The organism is Streptomyces sp. NPDC048442, from assembly GCF_040651475.1.
Lineage (GTDB): Bacteria > Actinomycetota > Actinomycetes > Streptomycetales > Streptomycetaceae > Streptomyces.
Genome location: NZ_JBEZKB010000032.1, coordinates 1 through 18298 on the forward strand (window position 1 = coordinate 1; position 18298 = coordinate 18298).

Here is an 18298-nt window from a genome sequence, read left to right on the forward strand (position 1 = left end):
CAGGGGCGGTGGGGGTCTGGGGGGTCCGGGGGTGGTGGTGTTGAGGGCCAGGGCGGCGCCGCCCTGGCCCTCAAGCGCACCTGCGCGTCAGGCGCCCGTGTCGGGGCCCAGGCCCTCATCGATGCGCGTGGGAACGAGCGAGAGAGAAGCCACGTCGCTGGTCGTCGAGGTCTGTGCAGCCTGGGTGGAGGGTTCCGGAATCCGATCACCGACGAGACGAGTGACCTGATCGGCAAAGCGCCGGTCGAGCCACCGCATTCCCGCGCGGGTCACGGACCGGAGAAGGTATCCGCCGGCAACGGCCGTGATCGTCCAGGCGGCTGCCATGACCAGGTCGGGGCCGGGCTCCGTCAAGATCGTCAGGCCCTCTCCGAAGGTCGCGGCGAATCCGATGACTGCGATCACGGTCGTGTCGGGAGGTTTTGCACTGCTCATGGATCTTTCTCTTCCTTTGTCCGTATTAGTCGTTCCACTGTCCGATGGGCCGCCCGGGGCAGGGATTCTCATCGGTGACCTGAGGATCGAGTTCCCGGCTCCGCCTTATCAAGCGGATTCGACGGAAAGAGATTTCCCTCACGAAAACACAAGACGACCAGCACCCACCGGGAATTTCTGGTAGGCGCTGGTGATCTTGATATGTGGATCTGACCGCTGGGACAAATCCGTGCCCCGGGCGACCAACGGACAGATCTGAAACGACAGGCAGGGACAAAGCTGCCAATAGCTGGATGCCGTGAACTCTGTGCGAATCACTTCGCTGGCAGCCAACTGATTGGAGTGTAGGGCCGGCCGCTGTCTCAGGGCAACCAATCGGCCGACATTCCCCCCTCCCAGGCCCCTGACCAGGCGCTTTGTTCTCAACGAGCCTGTCTTGACTCCCTCTATCTAGCGCGTAGTCAGATGCCTTGTTAAAGCCCATTGGTCTGGCCAGACCAGCCACCTTTGCTCGATGCCTTTCTCATGACGAGGTTGAGCCTCTGAGCTGCGCATTCAACGAGACATCCTTGCGGTGGAGGGTCGTGTGACTGGCAAGTCAAGAAGCGCGGCGAGTGAGTATTCTGCCTCCTCTCAGAGGTTCAGTAGCTTGCTGTGTCCAGGCAGAAGCATGTGGTCCTGACCTGCGGGAATGCCGCTGAGGAGTGAAGCTACTGGCACGGTTGGCTGGGCATCTGATTCCCTGCTCGAATCGTCTATCTCAGGCTGGTTCGTGCGGCTACGAGAACCTGCTTCCCACTGCGATACGACTCAGGACCAGGCGAAGCCGCGCCACCGAGCGTTCAAGGATGCTGGGCTGAAGCTGTCAAGAGCAGGTTGAAAGGGCGGTTGGGGCCGATGTGGGAACCCTCTGTAGTCGAACTTCAGCAGTTGCAGGCCATGTTCCTGCGAGCTGCGGAAGGATTCGGTTGCCGCTCTGCCGATGACGTGCGAGCGGCGGGCTGGCGAGGTCGGACCTTGGGCGGCAAGGTGCTAGCGAGCCAGGGGGCGAAGTGGCTTCGTCTGGTCGCGGCGCCGGCGGGACAGGTCAACGAGAAGCTCTGGCTGGGAAGCGAGTCCGCCCAGGCCATTGTTGGGGCCTCTCGGCCACGACTGGAGAGGTCGGCGACTGGGAAGACGGCGGGCTGCGGTTTCGGGCTGAGTTGTCGACCCTGGTCGAGGACGACCCAATCTCGCCGTCTCCTGAGCTGCGAACGGAACTTGACCTCTGTGAGGACTGGTGGCAACAGCTGGATGTATCTCTTGACGCAGTGGCGGCGACCAGGACGGATCGGATCGCGATCCGCCAGGATCTGGTGAACCGCCGCCTGGACTGGATCAGCGGCCGAGGTATCGATCCGCATGTGCTCTCGTGGGAAGCCAGCCATGGCGACCTGCATTGGGCCAGGGCCAGGATGGACTCCCCACACCTCTCTACACGGGAGGCCCCGGCATGGTGAGCCCGGACGGAATCGGCGAGCTGCTGCGCACTATGAGGGAACAGGCGGACCGGACCCGAGACCAACAGGCCAAGTTGCTGGTTCGGGTACCCGCCACAGAAGCACCTTGTGCACCTCTCTCAGGCGTGTACACGCTGCTCGGCGACACCCGCGCCGCGTACGCCGCGCAGGAGGACGCCCTGGCCCTCACTACGTTGCCGTCGGTGACGACGCGCGCCCTGATCGCCATGGACACCGCCGCGTGCCTGCGCGTCGACGGGGATCCGGGCGCGGCCGCCGACATGGCCGTCGGCGTCTACGACCGACTCCCGGCCGCGTACCGCAGCGGCCTGGTGCACTCCCGCGCCCAACTCCTTCACCGCCATCTGGACGGCACTCCGCGCCAGCTGCTCGGCGACGCCCTCGCCTGACCGGGGGCGAGCGAGGACGGACCGCCGGCTCCTCCTCTCCGGCCCCCGCCTTCACCCCTCAGGGTCACCCCTTTAAAGGGGTGACAACCCGTTTCTGAACTTCGGACGTGGGAGGAGGAAGGCGATGAGTCCCGGCCTGAGCGACCGCGAGTGGCAAGCGTTCATGGGCACTGCCCTTGGCCTCTGTGTTTCCGAGGAAGGCCTGCTCATGGGCACCGACGAGCAGCGGGACACCTGCCATACGGTTCTTCAGACGGTAGCTGGGCACGTTCACGTGTACGCCGACAAGCGGTGACCGTCGTGCTGCGGGCCGTCAGCGGCCGTCGTCGACAGGGCCCGTCCCCAGCGGGCGGCGCCCGTACGGGGGCGGCGTCTTCTCCCGAGGGGTGGTCCATTCTTCGTCGCCCGCACGCTCGGCAACCGTACGGGCCCGGGGATCCCGCGCGGGCGGGTCGGGAATCAGAGGGCCGGCGCCCAGCGGTCGGCGGGTCATCGGCGGGTACCCGCCAGGACGGGCACGAACCCTCCCGCCAGCTGGCCGCGGCGCACGGCCCTCTGGTAGGCCGCGAAAGGCGGGTCGGGAGAGTAGATCGCCGGCCGGTCGAGTCGCCCGGCCAGTAGGGTCACTCCCCCGTCCCGGGCCACAAAGTCGCACCAGATACTCGGTGCGAGCATCTGCCCGTCCCGCAGCAGCATGTCCCGCGGGGTGCGGATCTCCAGGGCGTTGCGGGGGCCGAGCAGGGCCTGCCAGCCGGGGCTAGCCGGTGCCTGCCTGCCCAGCCCGGACAGCTGGTGCAGCCCCTCGCCGAGGAGGAACTGCAGCACCAGGTCCGTGCCGGGAGCGGACAGAAGGGTGACGTCCTCCTCGTAGGCGAGGAGGAGCAGCGGGCGCATTCCGTGCGGGCCGGGCAGGGTGACGGCACGCGGGATGAGGTCCGTGGTGTCGGCGGGGCGCAGGGCGCCGGGGGTGTGCGGGTGGATCCGTGAGGGGGTGCACCGGTGGTGGGCGGCCCCGAGGTGGACAAGGGTTCCGCTGGTGCGGAGCACCGCCACGGCGGGCTCTCTGCGGACGTCACCGCGGGTGCCGCACTCCACGCAGTCGAAGACGGTGACCTGGTCCTGGAAGATTGCTGCTCGGTCCGCGCCGACCGCCTCGATGATCTCGGCCCCGACTACCAGATGCGTGGCCGTCACCCGTGTGTCTCCTTCGTTTGCAGTCGTGCTGACCCCCCGAGCATAGGGACAAACCGGCCTGCCCGTCCGGGCGTTGGTCACTACGACCAGGAGCACGGCCAGCGCGTCACCGCGGGCATGGTGGACAACCTTGCCCGCTACCTGCGGTCCGGGGAGCAGCCGGAACTCGCCGAATTGTGCGCGCCCCGCCAGCTGACACCGCCCGCCACTGTCACCGGACGCTCCCCACAAGCACTCGAACGTGCGCTGGCCGACGTCCAGTCGCCCCACCGCCGCAGCAAACCGAACCCGCGCTACCCACGCACCAACCCATGGCGCGGGCATCACCAGAGGGCATTCTTGCTGATGAGGGATGCCGGGCAGTGTTCCCATTCGCTTGCTCTCGCAGCGTTACGGCATCCCACCTCGTCTGGTGCGGCTCGTGCTCGACACAGCGCGTCCCACCATGCGAGGGGCGGTCCGGACCACTGACCCCATCAGCGGAACGATCATCGATCTCCTCCAGGAGATGGCTCGTCAAGGCCTGAGCCCGCGGCAGCATGGATCAAGCTGACCGCCCACCACGACTACGCGCTCTCCTACGCGTCGATCCGTCTGCACCTCCAACGGCGGGCTGCCAAGCCCGTTCATAGGCGTTGTCCCTGGTGGATGCGATGATCGCGGTTGCCAGAGCGAGGACGCTGGTTTCACGACTCGGGGTGGCTCGTATGGACAGGTGGAAAGAGCTTTCGGTACTGGTGGAGGAGCGGCTGAAGGCGGCGTCGACCAGCGAACGTGGAGTCTTCGCTGCCGGCGTTGCGGAACGGCTCATGAGCTGGCACGAGGCCCTGCCCGAGGACGAGCAGGCGCCGTTCACCGTGGGCCTTCGCCCCCTGTTGAACTCTGTATGGGAGGGCGTCCTCGGCGACACGACGGCCTTCTCGGCGGTGAATCGCGGTGTCGCCGAGTACATGCTCAGCGAGTACTGCCACAACGACGGCCAGGACGGCCCCGATGATGCGGACGAGGCAGCCGCAACCGCAACGTTGTATGCGGCGCACGCCTACCTGTTCGGCTGCTACGACTTCGCCAACTGGACCAGCCGTCGGGCGCTGGAAGCCGTTGACCAACAGCTGGAGTGCCTCGCCGAGCAGGAAGAAGACGAGCTCGTCCCTGACCCTGACGAAGCCCTTGTTTCCGAGTTGCAGCGGCAGTTGCGGGATCTCGACCTCATCGCGAACCACTCGAAGGAGCTTCGCTACTCCAACACGGGACTGCCCATCGACACCTCGATCCGACTTCGCGTGGAGCTTCGAACTCCTCTCTCCAACCGGGCGTTCCAAGCGATGTCACCGGACCAAATCAACTGAGAGAGCACCCGGCATCCAACCGCCCGCGACGAGATCATCTGAGACGGGACACGGGGAACCAACCATCGAGCCCACCATGGAACCCACCACAGCAGGTCAGGGGCCCACGGCCCGGTACCCGCCGGGACCCAGGCCGCGCCGTTTCGGGCGTGCCCGTACCGGCCCCGAGGCGGTACGGGCAGCCGGGACGGTGGGCGCCGAATCGTCGGCGAGCAGCAGGCGCTGCCCGCCGACGTCGCCACCGGGCGTGTGGGGATCGAGGTGCTGCCGCAGGCGGGCCGCGGCGAGGGCGGCCGGGGCCAGGAGGTGGGCGGTGTCGTCGTCGAGCCGGGCGAGCGCACCGAGCAGCACGTCGAGTCCGTCGACCGCGTCCAGGACGCCGTCGCGGTCGGCGGGCCAGCCGTCGGCGACCGCGTCCGCGAGCGCGCACGCGGTATCGGCGAGCGTGTCCGCAAGCGCGGGCACCGTGCCCACGGGGATGGGGTGGATCGTCGTCATAAGGAGAACAACGATCCACCCCGACTGCGGGCCCGCCGGCCCCGGGTGACAACTTCTGGCTGCCGGTCCGCCGGTAGCTGCCTCCTACCGCCCCCTAGGCGGCACGCAGAGGGGGCGACGGGGGCGACTGTCGGTGCCATCGGGCAGGGTAGGACTCAACGCGATGGCACCCTTCCTACATCGACTGGGAAGGGTGCCATCGCGCTGTTGGACGTAGTTACTACTGTGCGAGATGCGCGATGAACGTCGTCCAGGAGGTGCGGGAGACGGTGGTCACGGGGCTGTCGTTGCCGAGTTTGGAATCGCGTACTCCAACGGTGGGTGAAAGGTCGGCGATCTCCACGCAGGAGCTGCCTTCCCCCCCGCTGTAGGAGGACTTGAACCAGTTCTCCCTTACGGCAGTGGATGAGAGTGTGCTGGCGGGCTTGTGGGTCATGTAGTGGCTCGCTTCAGGTTCTCGATGAATGCGGGTGTTTCCTCGGGCCGTTCTGCCGAGGCGATCATGGTGTTGAACCAGCGGGTGAACCGGGCCACCTGCGTTGTCTTGTCGGTCATTGCTGACGTTCCCCAGGGCGTGTCTACCTGCACGATGACAGGGCGCTCTCGGCCGAGTTCCAGGATGGTGAAGTTGGTCCAGAGCCTTTTGACCGGGGCGTCCGTGAGCAGCACTTGAACGGTCACGTTCGGCATCGCAGCCATTCTGAGGATTTCTTCGTACTGCTCTCGCATGACGTCCTGGGTACCTACCGGATGTCTCAGTGCTGCCTCCCCGATGATGACCCACAATTTCGCTGGTCCCTCGGGGCGGAGGAAGGACTCACGGCGGAACATTCGCAGGGCAACGTTGCCCTCGATCATCTCGCTGGTGGTTTCCTCGATCGGCTGCACGTCGCGGTGCAGTGCCGCAGCGTATGCCCGGCACTGGAGTTGCGCGGGCACAAGGTTCGGATGGTAGGCCCGGAACTCAGTAGCTTCCGACTCGATACCCGCAAGGGTTCGTGTCCCCTCAGAAACGCCGCGGAACTGTGTAGTCCAGTCCTGGCTGGTCGGGGTTTTGTACAGCTCTTCGAGAGAGTCCGCCAGTTCAAGATCGCCTCCGACTCCGTAGAGCTCAAGGAGCTTCCGCAAGTCTCCGACCTGGCGAAACGAGCTCTTCCCCAGCTCGATGCGGCGCAGCTTGTCGTAGTTGAGGCCGGGTACGGCCTTAGCCGCGTCCTCGATCGAGATGCGTGCGTTCTGGCGTAGCTCGCGCATCTGGATGCCGAGCTTGATCCGTGGAGCTGTTGTTCCGATCGGCTTGACCATTGCTGCATCCTCCAGCGCGTCGAGTCTGCCTTGTACGGACTGGAGTCCTTGCTCTGCCCTCCGGGATGCAGAGTCTGTCACCCCAAGTCCCCTCCGTGCACCACCTCCTGCATGGTCTGGCATGTGCCAATCTGCATGCAAGTGCGTATGCAGTGCACATTCGATTGCGCGCGAAACTGCCTACGCGGCACTCTAGTTGGGCCACCGATCGCGGCGTCGTAGCAGCGGGCTTGCCCTGGCTCAGGGTGCCCGCAGGTGACTTCCCGAGCGCAGAGGACTGGGCTATGCCTCCCCCGATTCCCCTCAGCACCACCCAGGTGACACCTCCCATCACCACATACACGCTTGCACAGTGCGCCTTGCGGGTTGTTGGTCTTCACCGGGCCGGCGGACCTGGCGACGGGGTGTGGGTGGGACGGATACGGCGTGAAGCGGTGTCCACGGTCGAGCGGGCCCAGTACGGAGAGCGGGAACTCGCGGACCTGCGCGACTCGGTGGCACTCGTCACTTCCGAGTTGGTGACCAACGGGCTCGTGCACGGCGCCGAGGACGAGGACGTGTGGGTGTCCGTGCACGGCTGTGAGGACTCGGTGCTCGTCGTCGTGGACAGCGGGCTCAAGGACCAGGAGCCGGGGCTGCGGAACAACTACCTGACCGACGAGTCGGGCCGCGGCTTGACGATGGTGGTCGCAATCGCCAAGGAGTGGGGGTACGGCCGTCGGGGCGGCTTCATGCGGGTGTGGGCGAAGCTCGCCGTGTCCGGGGAGGTGTCGTCATGACGGTGCCCTCCGTGCACGAGATGCCGGGCACCGAGACGTGGTCGGGCACTCTCGAATTCCCGTACACCGGGGACCCGGCCCGAGCCGTACGTACATGGGTGCGCACCGTCTTGGTGGTGCGGTTCTGGGGCGGGGACGTCCAGACCGCGGCTGTTGCCGTCGGTTGGATGGTGGAGCACTCCGTGGCGCTCCAGCACCTTGGGGGTGACTGGGCGTGCAGGCCACTGGCGCTGCGGCTCACGATCGGTGTGGACGGGGACCTCCTCGTGGAGGTGTCCAGCGCGGGCGTGGAGTTCCCCGGGTTCGAGGCGGCCAAGGCGGTCATGCCGTCGCTGACCTGGTCAATGCACGAGGACGTAACGGGGAAGACCGTCCAGGCCCGTCTGCCGGGCGGAGGTGCGGGGTGAAGCCCTATCAGGTGTCTCCTGTGCGCATCAACGGCGATATGGACCGGTGGTTGCGGCCGAACCTCGTGCCGGCCGACCCCGCGCCACGGCTGGCTGCACTGCGCCGTGCAACCGCGGAGCAGGCCCTGCGCTCTCCGAAGACCCCCGGTACCCGAGTGGCCGGGTACGCCTGCTTGCGGCCTGGCGAGAAGCCGGAGCACGCCGTAGCGGAATTCGAGCTGCACGCCCGGTTACGGGAGTTGAGGCTCTACGACGTGTACCTCGACACCGCCATGCCCACCGCACCTGGCCGGGCGCTGTCGGCGTGGGAGCAGGCGGCGGGGGCGGTGATCGAAGCCAGGGCCGACGGCATCTTTACGCGGTCGACTGCCGACGTGAGCACCGACCCCGGGGAGTACGAACGCGTGCTCCGTGAACTCGCCGACCGCAGTAGCTTCCTGGCCCACATCTACGCCCAGTGGGTGCGGTTATGAGCGCGGACCTCTGGAGCGGTCAGGACGGGTGGGTACTCGGGATCGGGACCGTGCTGCTGGTCGCCATGGCGGTGCTCATAGTCTGGCCGCAGTCCTCCATCAGCGCTGACACCTCCCCTGCCAGGAGCGGCTCGAAGACCACACCGAGGCGGGCCCTTACCACTCTCCAACGGGGGTGGTCCGTCATGAGTGACCGTCAGGTGACCGGCTACACCGCGCAGGCCCTGCTGCACGACCTTCCGCCGTACGGGCCTCAGCAGGGGTTCAAGGCGCAACTGGTCCACCACCACGGCTCATCGAGTCCGGTGGAGGCCGTCGACTACCTCCGGACGTACGCCGAACGGCTCGCCGGGGCCAACAACGATCCGGTGTCTGACGCCACGTTGAATGCCTGGGCGCTCGACCGGGCCGCCCACCGTGAAGCGATTCGGGTGCTCGCGGCGGGCGAGGTCTTCGTGCACTCCGTGTACTCCCCCGGCCAACACCTCGCGTACGAGCTGAGCGCCCGCCCCCACTACGCCTTCGCCCTCACGCCCCGACTACCGGCGGCCAGGACAGCCCCACCATCCAGTTCTCCAGGAAGGATCTTCTCCAGTGGCTGAGCCCGGAGATGCAACACCATTGATCAAGGGCACCACACCGGTGAACACCTTCCCCGGATCAGCCTCGCTGCAACCGCACACCCTGGCCGCCCACGTCCAGGCCGAGTGTGCCGTGATCGCAGGGTGGAAGGTTCCGTCCGACTGGCCGCGCCTCCTCAAGGCTGCCGCGGATCTTTACGACTGGTTCTGGGCAGTCCTCAATCCGATCGACCCAGCCCGCATCGCGCCGGCCGACAAGGAGGACTTCCGGGCGATACGGGCGCGCGGGATGGTGCTGGCCGCAGCCAGCGACGAAGCGGTACGAGGTGCTGCCGGACCGGATCGGGAGTTGCGGGCGCTGCGGCACGTCCAGGAATTCGCGCGCAAGACGCGGGCGTTGGCCGCCGTGCTGGAGACGCAGCGCCTGCACGTACCGGCCATTCAGCACCAGGAAGCACGTCGCGGCCCGGCCCCCGAAGCTGCCAGTTCGGTCCCGACAACCCCAGGTTCCGGGCCGTATCACTACGGCATCCGCTCTTCCTGCACGTCGCCCCACCACCGTGGCATCTGCTGACGTCCTACCTGCCCACCACCTACAGCCCTCTCCGACAAGGAGCACCTCATGAACCACACCCGTACCACCCACCTGCTGCTGACGGCCGTCGTTGCGGTCGGCGCCGCCCACACAGCCCTCTCCTCCCGTGACCGGCGTCATCAGGCCTGCCTGACGGCCGCCCGCCACCACCTGTCCCTCCTGGCTGATGTCGGTACCTACGGCAGCAAGCTGATGGACGAGAAGAGCGAGGAGGAGCAGAGGAAGCTCCTCGACCACAACGCGTGGACGTCGTTCTGGGCGGCCCAGTTCAAGGCCGGCATCCTCAACCGTGCCCACCTGCGTATCCAGGCCGACCGCCTCCTCGACAGCGAGGACGGACGCAACTATTCGACGTGGGCCCGCTCCTCCTGGGCGCAGGCCCCGAATCGGCACTACTTACGCCAGGTCGAGGCGGTGAAGGCCCGGAAGCTGGGGCAAGCAGCGTGAACGCCGACACCTCCGTGGACACGGCCTGGATGGCGGTCCGCATCAACCGTGCCGTGGGCCAGGTCGGCTCGCCGCCGCCGTTCGAGGAGGATGTCGAGCTGGCCGCCGACCTGACCGTCGTAGCGGAGACCTTGCTCGGGCAGATCGAGATCAGCCGTGTCCGCACCCAGCGTCGAGCGCGAGTCCAACGGGCGGTCGAAGTCATCGAACTTCAGGTCAAGCACGGCTGCGCCTACGCATCCGACCCGCTCGCCCTCCGCCGCTACTGCGAGGGCCTGGGCAGGGAACTCAGACACGTGCACTACGCGATAGTCCACGCCAGTCCGCCCGGACCTACCACCGCCACACGCTCACACAGCGGTGTCCCTGACCTGGGCGCTGCCGGGAGGAGGTGATAGCCCCCGGCAGCGCCCAGCCGCAACAGATTCAGGCAGACGGCACCCGGACGACAGCAGCGCTGAACGGCACCCCGAGAACCCCATCAGAGAAGGAAGCTCCGCATGTTCATCGGCATTCCGGGCGAGCTCGAAGCCGCCCTGATCGACCTTTCTCTCCCGCCATGGAAACTGAACGGCCCGTTCCTGGCGACGCCCACCATCAAGGAGTTCCGGGCCGGGCTGACGGCTGCCCCGCGGTTCGAGGAAACCGCCGCGACGCTTCGCGGCGCGTTGACCGGAGAGGGCGGCGGCTACGCCGTGCTGCGCCTGGGAGGCCTCGCCAAAGCGCTGGGGAGCAACGAGGGCCGGTTCCTGCGGCTGGTGACGGGCTTCGCGGCCGAAGTCGCCGTCCCCTTCTCACCCTTTCCGCAGTGGCCCTTGTGGAAGGACATCGGGGTCAAGGTCGACAAGGACCCCGGCAAGTCCAGCGGCATCGGGTACAACGCCTTCCACATGGACCTGGTGAACGCGAGTCTTCCCCCGGACTACACCACGCTGCTGTGCGTCCGCCCCGACCCGCTTGGTGGCGGCCCCAGCATCCTCTCCGACGCCCACGCGGCAGTGGCGCGGCTGTCGGAGGACAGCCGCGCCCTGCTGGCCGAGACGGCCTACCGCTACGGGGCCTTCTTCGACCTGTACGGCGTTGGCGAGGAGTACACGCCGTTCCCTGTCCTGGACGGGACCGCCCCGGAGAGGGAGTTCGTCCGGTTCACCGCCAAGATGCTGAAGAGGTCTCAGCTCGACCCCAAGCACGCCGCTGCTGCCAGGGAGCTCGCCGAGGAACTCGTTCGGGGGCAGGTCTCCTTCATGCTCCAGCCCGGGGACTATCTCATCGTGGACCAGCGCCGCTTCCTGCACGGCCGGGAGGCGCTTCAGGGCGGTCAGGAGACCGTGCCGGTCGATGACCGTCGGCTGCTCCTCCAGCTCTTCCTGCGTGCGTCGGCCAGTGCCGGTCCGGCCGCGTAGCCGGGCGACGGCACCGGTGGCCCGGCGTGCCCCGGGCCCGCGTACGGACTTAGATGCGGGAGTTGCGCAGCGACTGCCACACGGCGCCGGCGAGCGCCCGCGCCGACCGCGGGACGGACAGGTGCTCGTGCTCGCGGTACAGGGCCCAGTTGTACTTCACCAGCGATGCCTTGTTGGAGGACAGCGATCCCGCCTGCTGGGCCCGGTAGACCGCCAGCGGCTCGGCGAGGCCCCGGGCGTCAGCGCCGTCTCGCATGATCGACAGCCACAGCGCGTAGTCCTGGCGTTTGCGCATCTGCGGCATCAGCCTCGTGCCCAGGACGTTGCGGTCGTACATGGCGGTGAGGGCACCAATGTGGTCCTGGACCAGCATGTCGCGGTAGGTCACGTGCGCCCGCGCGCGGATCACCCGGCCGTTCGGAGCCCAGTCAACGGCCTCGCCGTGGTAGTCGGCGTCCATCTTGAAGTACGAGGTGAACGTCAGCGGGGCAGTGCCCTCTTTGGCGAAGGCGAGCTGCTTCTCGGTCTTCTCCGGGAGCCACATGTCGTCGCTGTCGAGGAAGGCGATGTAGTCCCCGCGGGCCCGCTGCATCGCGAGGTTGCGGGCCCGGCCCGCACCGCCCTGTTCGGGGGCCCTCCTCGGAAGGACGCGTTCGTCTTGCGCGGCGAACTCGCGCAGCAGGTCCATGGAGCCGTCGGTGGACTGGTCGTCGGTGACCAGCAGCTCCAGGTCGCTGTGGGTCTGCGTGAGCACCGATCGGACGGCCTGGCCGAGGGTCGCCTGCGAGTTGTACACGGGCATGACGACAGACACCAAGGGCACAGTGCTTCTCCTTGCAGAACAGGACGACCGGTCCATTCAAGCACCGCAATCGAGTAGGAGCTGCCATGCAGATAGTCGTCGCCGGTCAGGGCTACGTCGGGCTTCCCCTGGCCGTACGTGCCGCTGAGGTGGGTCACCGTGTCGTCGGCTACGACGTGGACGCGCGCCGCGTCCAGCAGCTCGCCGTCGGCCAGTCCTATGTGGAGGACGTGGAATCCGTACGGCTGCGCGCGGTCCTGGATTCCGGGGCCTACTGCGCGACCACCGACGCCGCGGCGCTGGCCGGCTACGACCTGGCGGTGATCACCGTGCCGACCCCGCTGCGGGACGGTGTGCCGGACCTGTCGTACATCGAGACCTGCGCCCGGACGCTGGGTGAGCACCTTCGTCCCGGCGCGACGGTGGTCCTGGAGTCCACGAGCTATCCGGGCACCACCGAGGAAGTGCTGCTGCCGATCCTGGAAAAGGCGTCGGTCCTCAAAGGCGGCGTGGACTTCCTGGCCGGATTCAGTGCCGAGCGCATCGCCCCGGGGAACAAGCGGTTCTCGTTCGCGGGCACGCCCAAGGTGGTGTCCGGCATCGACGCCAAGTCACTCGATGTGATCAGGGGGTTCTACGACGGCATCTTCGACAGCACGGTGCCGGTGTCCGGGACCAAGGTCGCCGAGCTGTCGAAGCTGCTGGAGAACACCTTTCGGCTCGTCAACATCTCCATGATCAATGAGCTGGCGACGCTGACGGACCGCCTCGGCGTGAACGTGTGGGAGGCGATCGAGGCTGCCGCAACCAAGCCCTTCGGCTTCACCCGGTTCACCCCCGGGCCGGGAGTCGGCGGGCACTGCCTGCCCGTCGACCCCCTGTTCCTCTCGTGGAAGATCCGGGAAGAACTCGGCGTCCCCTTCCGCTTCGTAGAACTCGCCGACGACGTGAACCGCCACATGCCCGACTACGTCGTCCGGCGGATCGTAGAAGCACTCGACAAGCGCGGCACACCCGTGCACAGAGCCCGGATTCTGCTGCTCGGCCTGACCTACAAGTACAACGCCAGCGACCTCCGCAATTCACCGTCGGCACGTGTCGCCGAACTTCTCCTCGGCCTCGGCGCCGACGTCCGTGGCGCCGACCCCAACATCCCGGACGGCGACGACACCACGCTCCACGTGCGCCGGGTCGACGCGAGCCCACAGGAGATCGCGGCCTCCGATGCCGTGGTGCTCCTCATGGACCACACCCGATTCGACCTCGCCATGATCGAGGAGAACGCGCCCTACGTCCTCGACTGCCGAAACCGCCTGTCCGGAGCGAACGTCGAGGTTCTGTAGCTCCCCGAACTCCCCCCGCTGCCGCTTCCACCCAAGGAGTTCCTTTGCACGACGAGTGGGAGCACACCCACACGGACTACACCAGGCCCGCACAGCGCCCAACTCCTGCCTCGCTGGCCGACAGTGAGACGGACTGGCGCCACTACCTGGAACACTCAACCCCGAACGGCTGGCTGATACGCAACAACGCGATGACCGAAGCGCTCGCCAGCGGAAAGCCGATGTACCTGCTGCACACCACCAAGGACATCGACGCCATCCGCACCAGCGGGGAGATACACGTCTCCACCGGATGCCTCATCGGGGCCCTGTACTGCTCACCCCTCACCCATCAGTGCGAGGGACTGCGCCCGCACAACCTCGGCACCTACCTGATGCGGACGAAACCCTCCACCACACCCATGATCTTCGAGATCACCCCGAACGCCCCGATCCCGCCCAAGGGCATCGACTACCTGCATCTCGGCCCCATCCACCTACGCACCTACCTGCGCCACCAGAGCTTCCTCGCTCCGGCGGAGAACGACCGGCTCGACCGCACCGTGCTGGCCGGACTGCGCGCCGCCGCACCGTTCCTAGATCTCGCCCTGCGCAACGCCGCCGGCCATGCCACTGCGGCATCAGCGTTCATCGACCAGTTGGCTGATGCCGTGGCGCACCTGCCGTTTCTCGGCTACCTGTACTTCGAGGTGCTGTCCGAGTACCTGATGCTCCATTCCTCAACTCCGGAGACCAAGACCTACGCCCAGTCGGGAGAGCTGAACAACTGGCTCTACAAGCGACTCGCCTTCGCCGCCGTGCCCGGCATGGGCCAGTTGTTCGACCTGGCCCGGTTCAATCCGCGCCACCGCCGGCTCGTTCAGCTCGTTGAAGGCCTGGAGCCGGCTCTCGGCCCGGGAGTCGCCGAGTACGTTCGGCGGCGACTGTCCCACCTGTTCGCCCGGACGGGCCTGCATCCGTCCCAGGACGTGGCGTCGTTCACCTTCCAGGGCGCTGATCTCAGCACGCTCCGGCAAGTTGCGCCTGGACTGATCGGGCAGATGGTCTTCCGCGAGATCCGGTACATGGCCCGCTATCGGCAGTTGTACCACTGCTTCGAGAAATCGAAGGCCCTTGAGGCGTGGGACTACTGGAACCGTGAGGGAATACCCACCCCCTTCAACGGAATCCTCCCCAAGGGAGAGATAGGGATAAATCCCGTCTACCCCCGATCGTCAGTCAGGGCGTGGGCGGCGGAACAAGACAGTAAGGGCTGCTTGCATCCGGCCGAGGAAGTCACGGCTGTCCTCACGCCGCGCCTGGCGTCGTGGTGGGCGCCTCCCCGTCAGCGCGAGATGCAGAACGCCACCGATCCTTCCGTCGAGTTGGCCCTGATGGGGGCCCTATCTCCGACTCCCACCCCACGGTTACCGGTGGATGGTGTCTCGCATGACTGCCACGCTCCTGAACATCCTGACCGGCATCAACCGCACCTCCGAGCCCTCGTCCGGGAGCATGGTCCTCGTCAACGACCTATACCGCGCGATGCCTGAAACCCGTACGACCTTCCTGGGCAGGGCACCGGTCGACCAGGGGTGGCTGACCGCGTTTGATCATCTGATTACGCTCTCCACAGCGAAGCGCCCTCACGGCCCGGACTTCGATCCGTACGTTGCCGAGCTGACGCGTGAGGTCAGCGCGCTCATCGAGGAGATCCAGCCGGATGCCATTCACGCCCAGTACCTCGGGTTCGCTCTCAGTCTGGCCTTCGCCCGAGCTGCCGGCAGTATCCCGGTCATCGCCCTCGCCCACGGCCCCGACGTGATGGTGGCCGAGCGCAGCGCATCCGAGCGCGAGGCCATGGTCGAAGTTGCTGCCGCCAGCGCCGCGATCGTCGCCCCGACCTCCGTCGTCGCCGACCGCATCGACCGTCTCACCGGACACCGATTCACCGACCGACTCCACATCATCCCGTGGGGCATCCGTCTGACCGATGCCCGGGTGCGTGATCAACCACCCACTGGAGCAGGGCCCCTGTCCCTGGTGCACGCCGGTCGACTGGACGACAACAAATCCACGATCACCGCCGTCGAAGCCCTCGCTTTGACCGATCAGCCGCACCACTTGACCGTGATCGGCAAAGGACCCCTACGGGAGCACCTGGAGCAGCGGGCTCTCGAACTCGGGCTGCGGGGCCGGGTTCACTTTGATCCGTTCCTGTCCCGCGCCGAACTGTGGCGCCGGCTGCCGGACTTCGACGCCTTCGTCTTCACCACCAAGGGCATGGAGGCTTTCGGACTCATGCTCATTGAGGCCCAAGCCCACGGACTTTCGGTTGCCTACTCCGACCTTCCCGGTGTAAGGGAAATCCTCGGAAACACTGGCGCTCCCTACACCCCGGGCGACCCGCACTCGCTGGCCGTGGCCCTCGACGAGATGGGCCGGGACTTCCACCGGCACAAGGCCCTGACCAGAGCGGCTCTCACCAACGCGCGCCGATACGACATCGCCACCACCGGCCGCCGACTTCGCGAGCTAACGCTCCGCGTCACCTCCTAGCGCCCAGGCGCATCGACCCGCCACACACCGTGCCGACGCCCCGCCGTGCACAGCACGAAGGAAAGCGTTCGTGAACACGATGGGCGAAGACCGCATTCGGCTCGTGCGCAGGTGCCTCACCTCGGCCCTGGACGCGTACGAAGTTATCCAGGAACGGCGCGTGCGCGCCGACCTCGCAGCGTTCAGGGACAGGTGCGCAAGCCCTGCAGGCCAAAGCCACTGGCCGCCGTTCACATGCGGCCCTGGGCCCACAGCACGAGCAGGCTGACGCAGCCGGTGCCCACGCCGTAACAGGCGCCGCGCAGGAGGTGTGAGACGGCGGTCCGGCGGCGGCGTGCCGCCCAGCGAATGAGACGGCGGGCGGATTCGGCGGCCTTGCGGGCCAGGCATGAGACGTGGTTGTTTGACATGGCGGCAGTCCTTTCGACGGGGGTGCCGTGCGAGGAGCCCCTCCGGCCGGTGGCCTACGAACCGAGGCCGGGCAGGGCTCCTTTCGCATGGGCGGGGCTCAGCGGCGGGCGAAGTCGCGCAGCCGTTCGGCGAGGCGCTCGTCGGGGTTGTGGATGATGACGCAGCTGCCGTCTTCGGCGAGCCGGGCGATTTCCCTTTTCAGGAGTTCGGTGGGGCCGGTCACGGCGTACCCGTTCGCCCGCACCCAGTGAGCGAGTACGTCGATCCACTCCAGAAACCGCTCGTCGACCGGCTCGTCGTTACGGGCGGCGGTCCGTACGATCTGTTCCCGCCAGTGGGTGGCCTCGCGGGTTTCCCCGCGGGCGAGATGGTGCAGGTGCAGGCAGTACGCCGCCACCCCGTGGTCGGCGCCCGCGGCGATTCCCCACCAGAAGTCGGCGCTCTCCGGGTGACCGGTCAGGTAGAGGAGACAGGCGAGGCCGGTCGCGCCGTCCAGGTCCATCCCGTCGCCGCTGGCAGCGGTCGCGGGAGCATCCTGCGTCAGTGCCCCGACCATGCGGTGGAGGTGGTGGGCCACCCCGGGGCCGTGCAGGACCCACTTGCAGATGATGGACAGCCGCTCTCCCGCCCGCGCCGCACGCTCGATCTTCGGTGCGGGACGTCGCCTGTTCGGATCCGCGGCCAGGCGTTGCAGCGCGGTTCCGACATCGAACTTGTCTGCCCTGGAGACCGGCACGGCTGCGTCTTCGAGGAGCTGGTCGATGCTCACTGGTCCTTCTCCTTCTTCCCCTTGGGGGGATCGGCGGGCAGGCCGAGCTGGATCCGCAGCCGTTCCCTGCCCTTGCGTCCGTGGTAGTCCACGGTGCGCTCGTTGATGCTCATGAACCGGGCGATCTGCCCGGTCTTGTAGCCGAGCAGGTGGCGCAGCACGATGACCTTGAACTGCCTTGTGGGCAGGTCCGCGATCGCTTCGTACAGTCCGGTGGTGCTGGGGATGGTCTCCAGGGTGCTGTGGATTTCCCGCAGTGCCTGGGCGATCGGCCCGTCCACGAGGAAGGAGGGGTTGCGGCCCTCGCTCGTGAGGCGCTCGCACACCTGGCGGTGCAGGACGGCAAGGGTGAGTTGCTCGAGGTCGCTTTCCTTCAGGAGCTGCGTCCAGGTGTTGAGGATCTCCAGAAAGACGTCATGCACCACGTTCTCTGCGGTTTCGCGGGTGCCGAGGTGGATCTCGGCATAGGCGTGGAAGAACTCCTGGTGCCCGAGGTAGAACCCCTCGTAGTCCAGGGGGAGGTCCAGCGGCTCGTACAGGTGCTGGCCGCTTGGGCCCGGCAGGTGTACGCCGCCGAGGGTGTCGTCGTCGCTCACACACGCCTCCGGGAAGTGCTCATCTCGGTACCTCTTCATCGAGGGGGTGCAGCGAACTCGGCTACACCAAGGGCGTGTTGGGCCCTCACGAACACCATGGCGAGAATTCACCCGAATCACTCAAGACCACATGACAAAAAACTACACAGCGGAAGGCCGTGGGGACTGTACGTGTTCTCTGTGTTCGATCGCCTGTCCAGAAAGGGGCGGCGAGCAGGAACGGAAGACGGTGCGCCGCCCAGGCGCGCCGGAGCCGCCCCGGCAGGACGTGACACAGGTCACTCCTAGACGGGCGCCTTGTCCCCACCTTGTCCATGGCCAGCCTGTAGGACTCCGAGGGTTGGCCGGCGCCGGGCGGGTTCGGCCTCCCGGTGACCTACTGTTCCGGGTCGTCAGCAGGGCGGTAAACAGCTCGATCGGTGTCCCGCGCCGCCTCGCCGATGCCGAGGACCGGATCGTCGACG

General features: G+C 67.0%; 23 protein-coding genes. 14 read left to right on the top strand and 9 right to left on the bottom strand.

From position 1 onward, the window contains the following. Positions 1 to 87: 87 nt before the first annotated feature. Complete coding sequence (locus AB0D18_RS34150; protein WP_362427666.1) at positions 88 to 435, bottom strand: hypothetical protein; 348 nt, start codon at positions 433 to 435, stop codon at positions 88 to 90. Between the two features lie 1624 nt (positions 436 to 2059). On the opposite strand from AB0D18_RS34150, the gene AB0D18_RS34155 reads away from it, so the two are divergent. Together AB0D18_RS34155 and AB0D18_RS34160 are read left to right on the top strand one after the other, a co-directional pair. Next, positions 2060 to 2344, top strand: a complete 285-nt coding sequence (locus AB0D18_RS34155; RefSeq protein WP_362427669.1) for a hypothetical protein — start codon at positions 2060 to 2062, stop codon at positions 2342 to 2344. Between the two features lie 124 nt (positions 2345 to 2468). Continuing rightward, on the top strand, positions 2469 to 2639 hold the full coding sequence (locus AB0D18_RS34160) for a hypothetical protein (RefSeq protein WP_362427672.1): 171 nt from the start codon (positions 2469 to 2471) through the stop codon (positions 2637 to 2639). 194 nt (positions 2640 to 2833) lie between these two features. On the opposite strand, the gene AB0D18_RS34165 is transcribed toward AB0D18_RS34160, so the two are convergent. Further along, a complete protein-coding gene (locus tag AB0D18_RS34165) occupies positions 2834 to 3538 on the bottom strand; it encodes a hypothetical protein (RefSeq protein ID WP_362427674.1) in 705 nt (234 codons plus the stop codon). Positions 3539 to 4182: 644 nt separating this feature from the next. On the opposite strand from AB0D18_RS34165, the gene AB0D18_RS34170 reads away from it, so the two are divergent. After that, on the top strand, positions 4183 to 4887 hold the full coding sequence (locus AB0D18_RS34170; RefSeq protein ID WP_362427676.1) for a hypothetical protein: 705 nt from the start codon (positions 4183 to 4185) through the stop codon (positions 4885 to 4887). A 96-nt stretch (positions 4888 to 4983) separates the two neighbouring features. On the opposite strand, the gene AB0D18_RS34175 is transcribed toward AB0D18_RS34170, so the two are convergent. From AB0D18_RS34175 to AB0D18_RS34185, 3 genes are all read right to left on the bottom strand, one after another. Next, on the bottom strand, positions 4984 to 5385 hold the full coding sequence (locus AB0D18_RS34175) for a hypothetical protein (RefSeq protein ID WP_362427678.1): 402 nt from the start codon (positions 5383 to 5385) through the stop codon (positions 4984 to 4986). Positions 5386 to 5605: 220 nt separating this feature from the next. After that, positions 5606 to 5821, bottom strand: coding sequence for a DUF397 domain-containing protein (locus AB0D18_RS34180; protein WP_362427681.1), 216 nt, complete (start codon positions 5819 to 5821; stop codon positions 5606 to 5608). Continuing rightward, a complete protein-coding gene (locus AB0D18_RS34185; RefSeq protein WP_362427683.1) occupies positions 5818 to 6690 on the bottom strand; it encodes a helix-turn-helix transcriptional regulator in 873 nt (290 codons plus the stop codon). Before AB0D18_RS34185 ends, AB0D18_RS34180 begins: the two co-directional genes overlap by 4 nt. A gap of 434 nt (positions 6691 to 7124) precedes the next feature. Here AB0D18_RS34185 and AB0D18_RS34190 point away from each other — a divergent pair, with 434 nt between their 5' ends. The 8 genes from AB0D18_RS34190 (at position 7125) to AB0D18_RS34225 (ending at position 11375) form a co-directional block, all read left to right on the top strand. Then, entirely contained in the window at positions 7125 to 7469 is a 345-nt protein-coding gene (locus AB0D18_RS34190; protein ID WP_362427686.1) for an ATP-binding protein, read from the top strand. After that, positions 7466 to 7876: a hypothetical protein gene (locus AB0D18_RS34195; RefSeq protein ID WP_362427689.1), complete on the top strand. Its 411-nt coding sequence runs from the start codon at positions 7466 to 7468 to the stop codon at positions 7874 to 7876. The genes AB0D18_RS34190 and AB0D18_RS34195 overlap by 4 nt, the downstream gene beginning before the upstream one ends. Continuing rightward, on the top strand, positions 7873 to 8349 hold the full coding sequence (locus tag AB0D18_RS34200; RefSeq protein WP_362427692.1) for a hypothetical protein: 477 nt from the start codon (positions 7873 to 7875) through the stop codon (positions 8347 to 8349). Before AB0D18_RS34195 ends, AB0D18_RS34200 begins: the two co-directional genes overlap by 4 nt. Before the next feature lie 185 nt (positions 8350 to 8534). Next, positions 8535 to 8951: a hypothetical protein gene (locus AB0D18_RS34205; RefSeq protein ID WP_362427695.1), complete on the top strand. Its 417-nt coding sequence runs from the start codon at positions 8535 to 8537 to the stop codon at positions 8949 to 8951. Then, positions 8944 to 9504 (top strand): hypothetical protein, encoded by a 561-nt coding sequence (locus AB0D18_RS34210; protein ID WP_362427698.1) that lies wholly within the window; start codon positions 8944 to 8946, stop codon positions 9502 to 9504. Before AB0D18_RS34205 ends, AB0D18_RS34210 begins: the two co-directional genes overlap by 8 nt. Positions 9505 to 9552: 48 nt before the next feature. After that, the gene (locus AB0D18_RS34215) at positions 9553 to 9972 is read left to right on the top strand and encodes a DUF6082 family protein (protein WP_362427701.1); all 420 of its coding nucleotides are present in this window, start codon (positions 9553 to 9555) and stop codon (positions 9970 to 9972) included. Beyond that, the gene (locus AB0D18_RS34220) at positions 9969 to 10367 is read left to right on the top strand and encodes a hypothetical protein (protein ID WP_362427704.1); all 399 of its coding nucleotides are present in this window, start codon (positions 9969 to 9971) and stop codon (positions 10365 to 10367) included. Before AB0D18_RS34215 ends, AB0D18_RS34220 begins: the two co-directional genes overlap by 4 nt. 105 nt (positions 10368 to 10472) lie before the next feature. Continuing rightward, entirely contained in the window at positions 10473 to 11375 is a 903-nt protein-coding gene (locus tag AB0D18_RS34225; protein ID WP_362427707.1) for a TauD/TfdA family dioxygenase, read from the top strand. Between the two features lie 49 nt (positions 11376 to 11424). Here the strand turns inward: AB0D18_RS34225 and AB0D18_RS34230 are convergent, their stop codons facing one another. Then, positions 11425 to 12198, bottom strand: a complete 774-nt coding sequence (locus AB0D18_RS34230) for a glycosyltransferase (protein WP_362427710.1) — start codon at positions 12196 to 12198, stop codon at positions 11425 to 11427. 65 nt (positions 12199 to 12263) lie between these two features. Between AB0D18_RS34230 and AB0D18_RS34235 the strand changes: the two genes are divergently transcribed. Genes AB0D18_RS34235 through AB0D18_RS34245 form a run of 3 tightly spaced genes read left to right on the top strand, consistent with a single transcriptional unit; the run spans position 12264 to position 16058 of the window. After that, positions 12264 to 13520 carry a nucleotide sugar dehydrogenase gene (locus tag AB0D18_RS34235; protein WP_362427713.1) on the top strand — a complete coding sequence of 419 codons (1257 nt, stop codon included), beginning with the start codon at positions 12264 to 12266 and terminating at the stop codon, positions 13518 to 13520. A gap of 44 nt (positions 13521 to 13564) precedes the next feature. Next, positions 13565 to 15052 (top strand): hypothetical protein, encoded by a 1488-nt coding sequence (locus tag AB0D18_RS34240; RefSeq protein ID WP_362427716.1) that lies wholly within the window; start codon positions 13565 to 13567, stop codon positions 15050 to 15052. Continuing rightward, on the top strand, positions 14949 to 16058 hold the full coding sequence (locus tag AB0D18_RS34245) for a glycosyltransferase family 4 protein (protein ID WP_362427719.1): 1110 nt from the start codon (positions 14949 to 14951) through the stop codon (positions 16056 to 16058). Before AB0D18_RS34240 ends, AB0D18_RS34245 begins: the two co-directional genes overlap by 104 nt. A gap of 230 nt (positions 16059 to 16288) precedes the next feature. Here the strand turns inward: AB0D18_RS34245 and AB0D18_RS34250 are convergent, their stop codons facing one another. The 3 genes from AB0D18_RS34250 to AB0D18_RS34260 all read right to left on the bottom strand — a co-directional run bounded on the left by AB0D18_RS34250 (position 16289) and on the right by AB0D18_RS34260 (position 17834). After that, entirely contained in the window at positions 16289 to 16468 is a 180-nt protein-coding gene (locus AB0D18_RS34250; protein WP_362427722.1) for a hypothetical protein, read from the bottom strand. 98 nt (positions 16469 to 16566) lie between these two features. After that, positions 16567 to 17238, bottom strand: a complete 672-nt coding sequence (locus AB0D18_RS34255; protein WP_362427724.1) for a hypothetical protein — start codon at positions 17236 to 17238, stop codon at positions 16567 to 16569. Then, on the bottom strand, positions 17235 to 17834 hold the full coding sequence (locus AB0D18_RS34260; protein ID WP_362427727.1) for a sigma-70 family RNA polymerase sigma factor: 600 nt from the start codon (positions 17832 to 17834) through the stop codon (positions 17235 to 17237). The genes AB0D18_RS34255 and AB0D18_RS34260 overlap by 4 nt, the downstream gene beginning before the upstream one ends. Between the last annotated feature and the right edge of the window lie 464 nt (positions 17835 to 18298).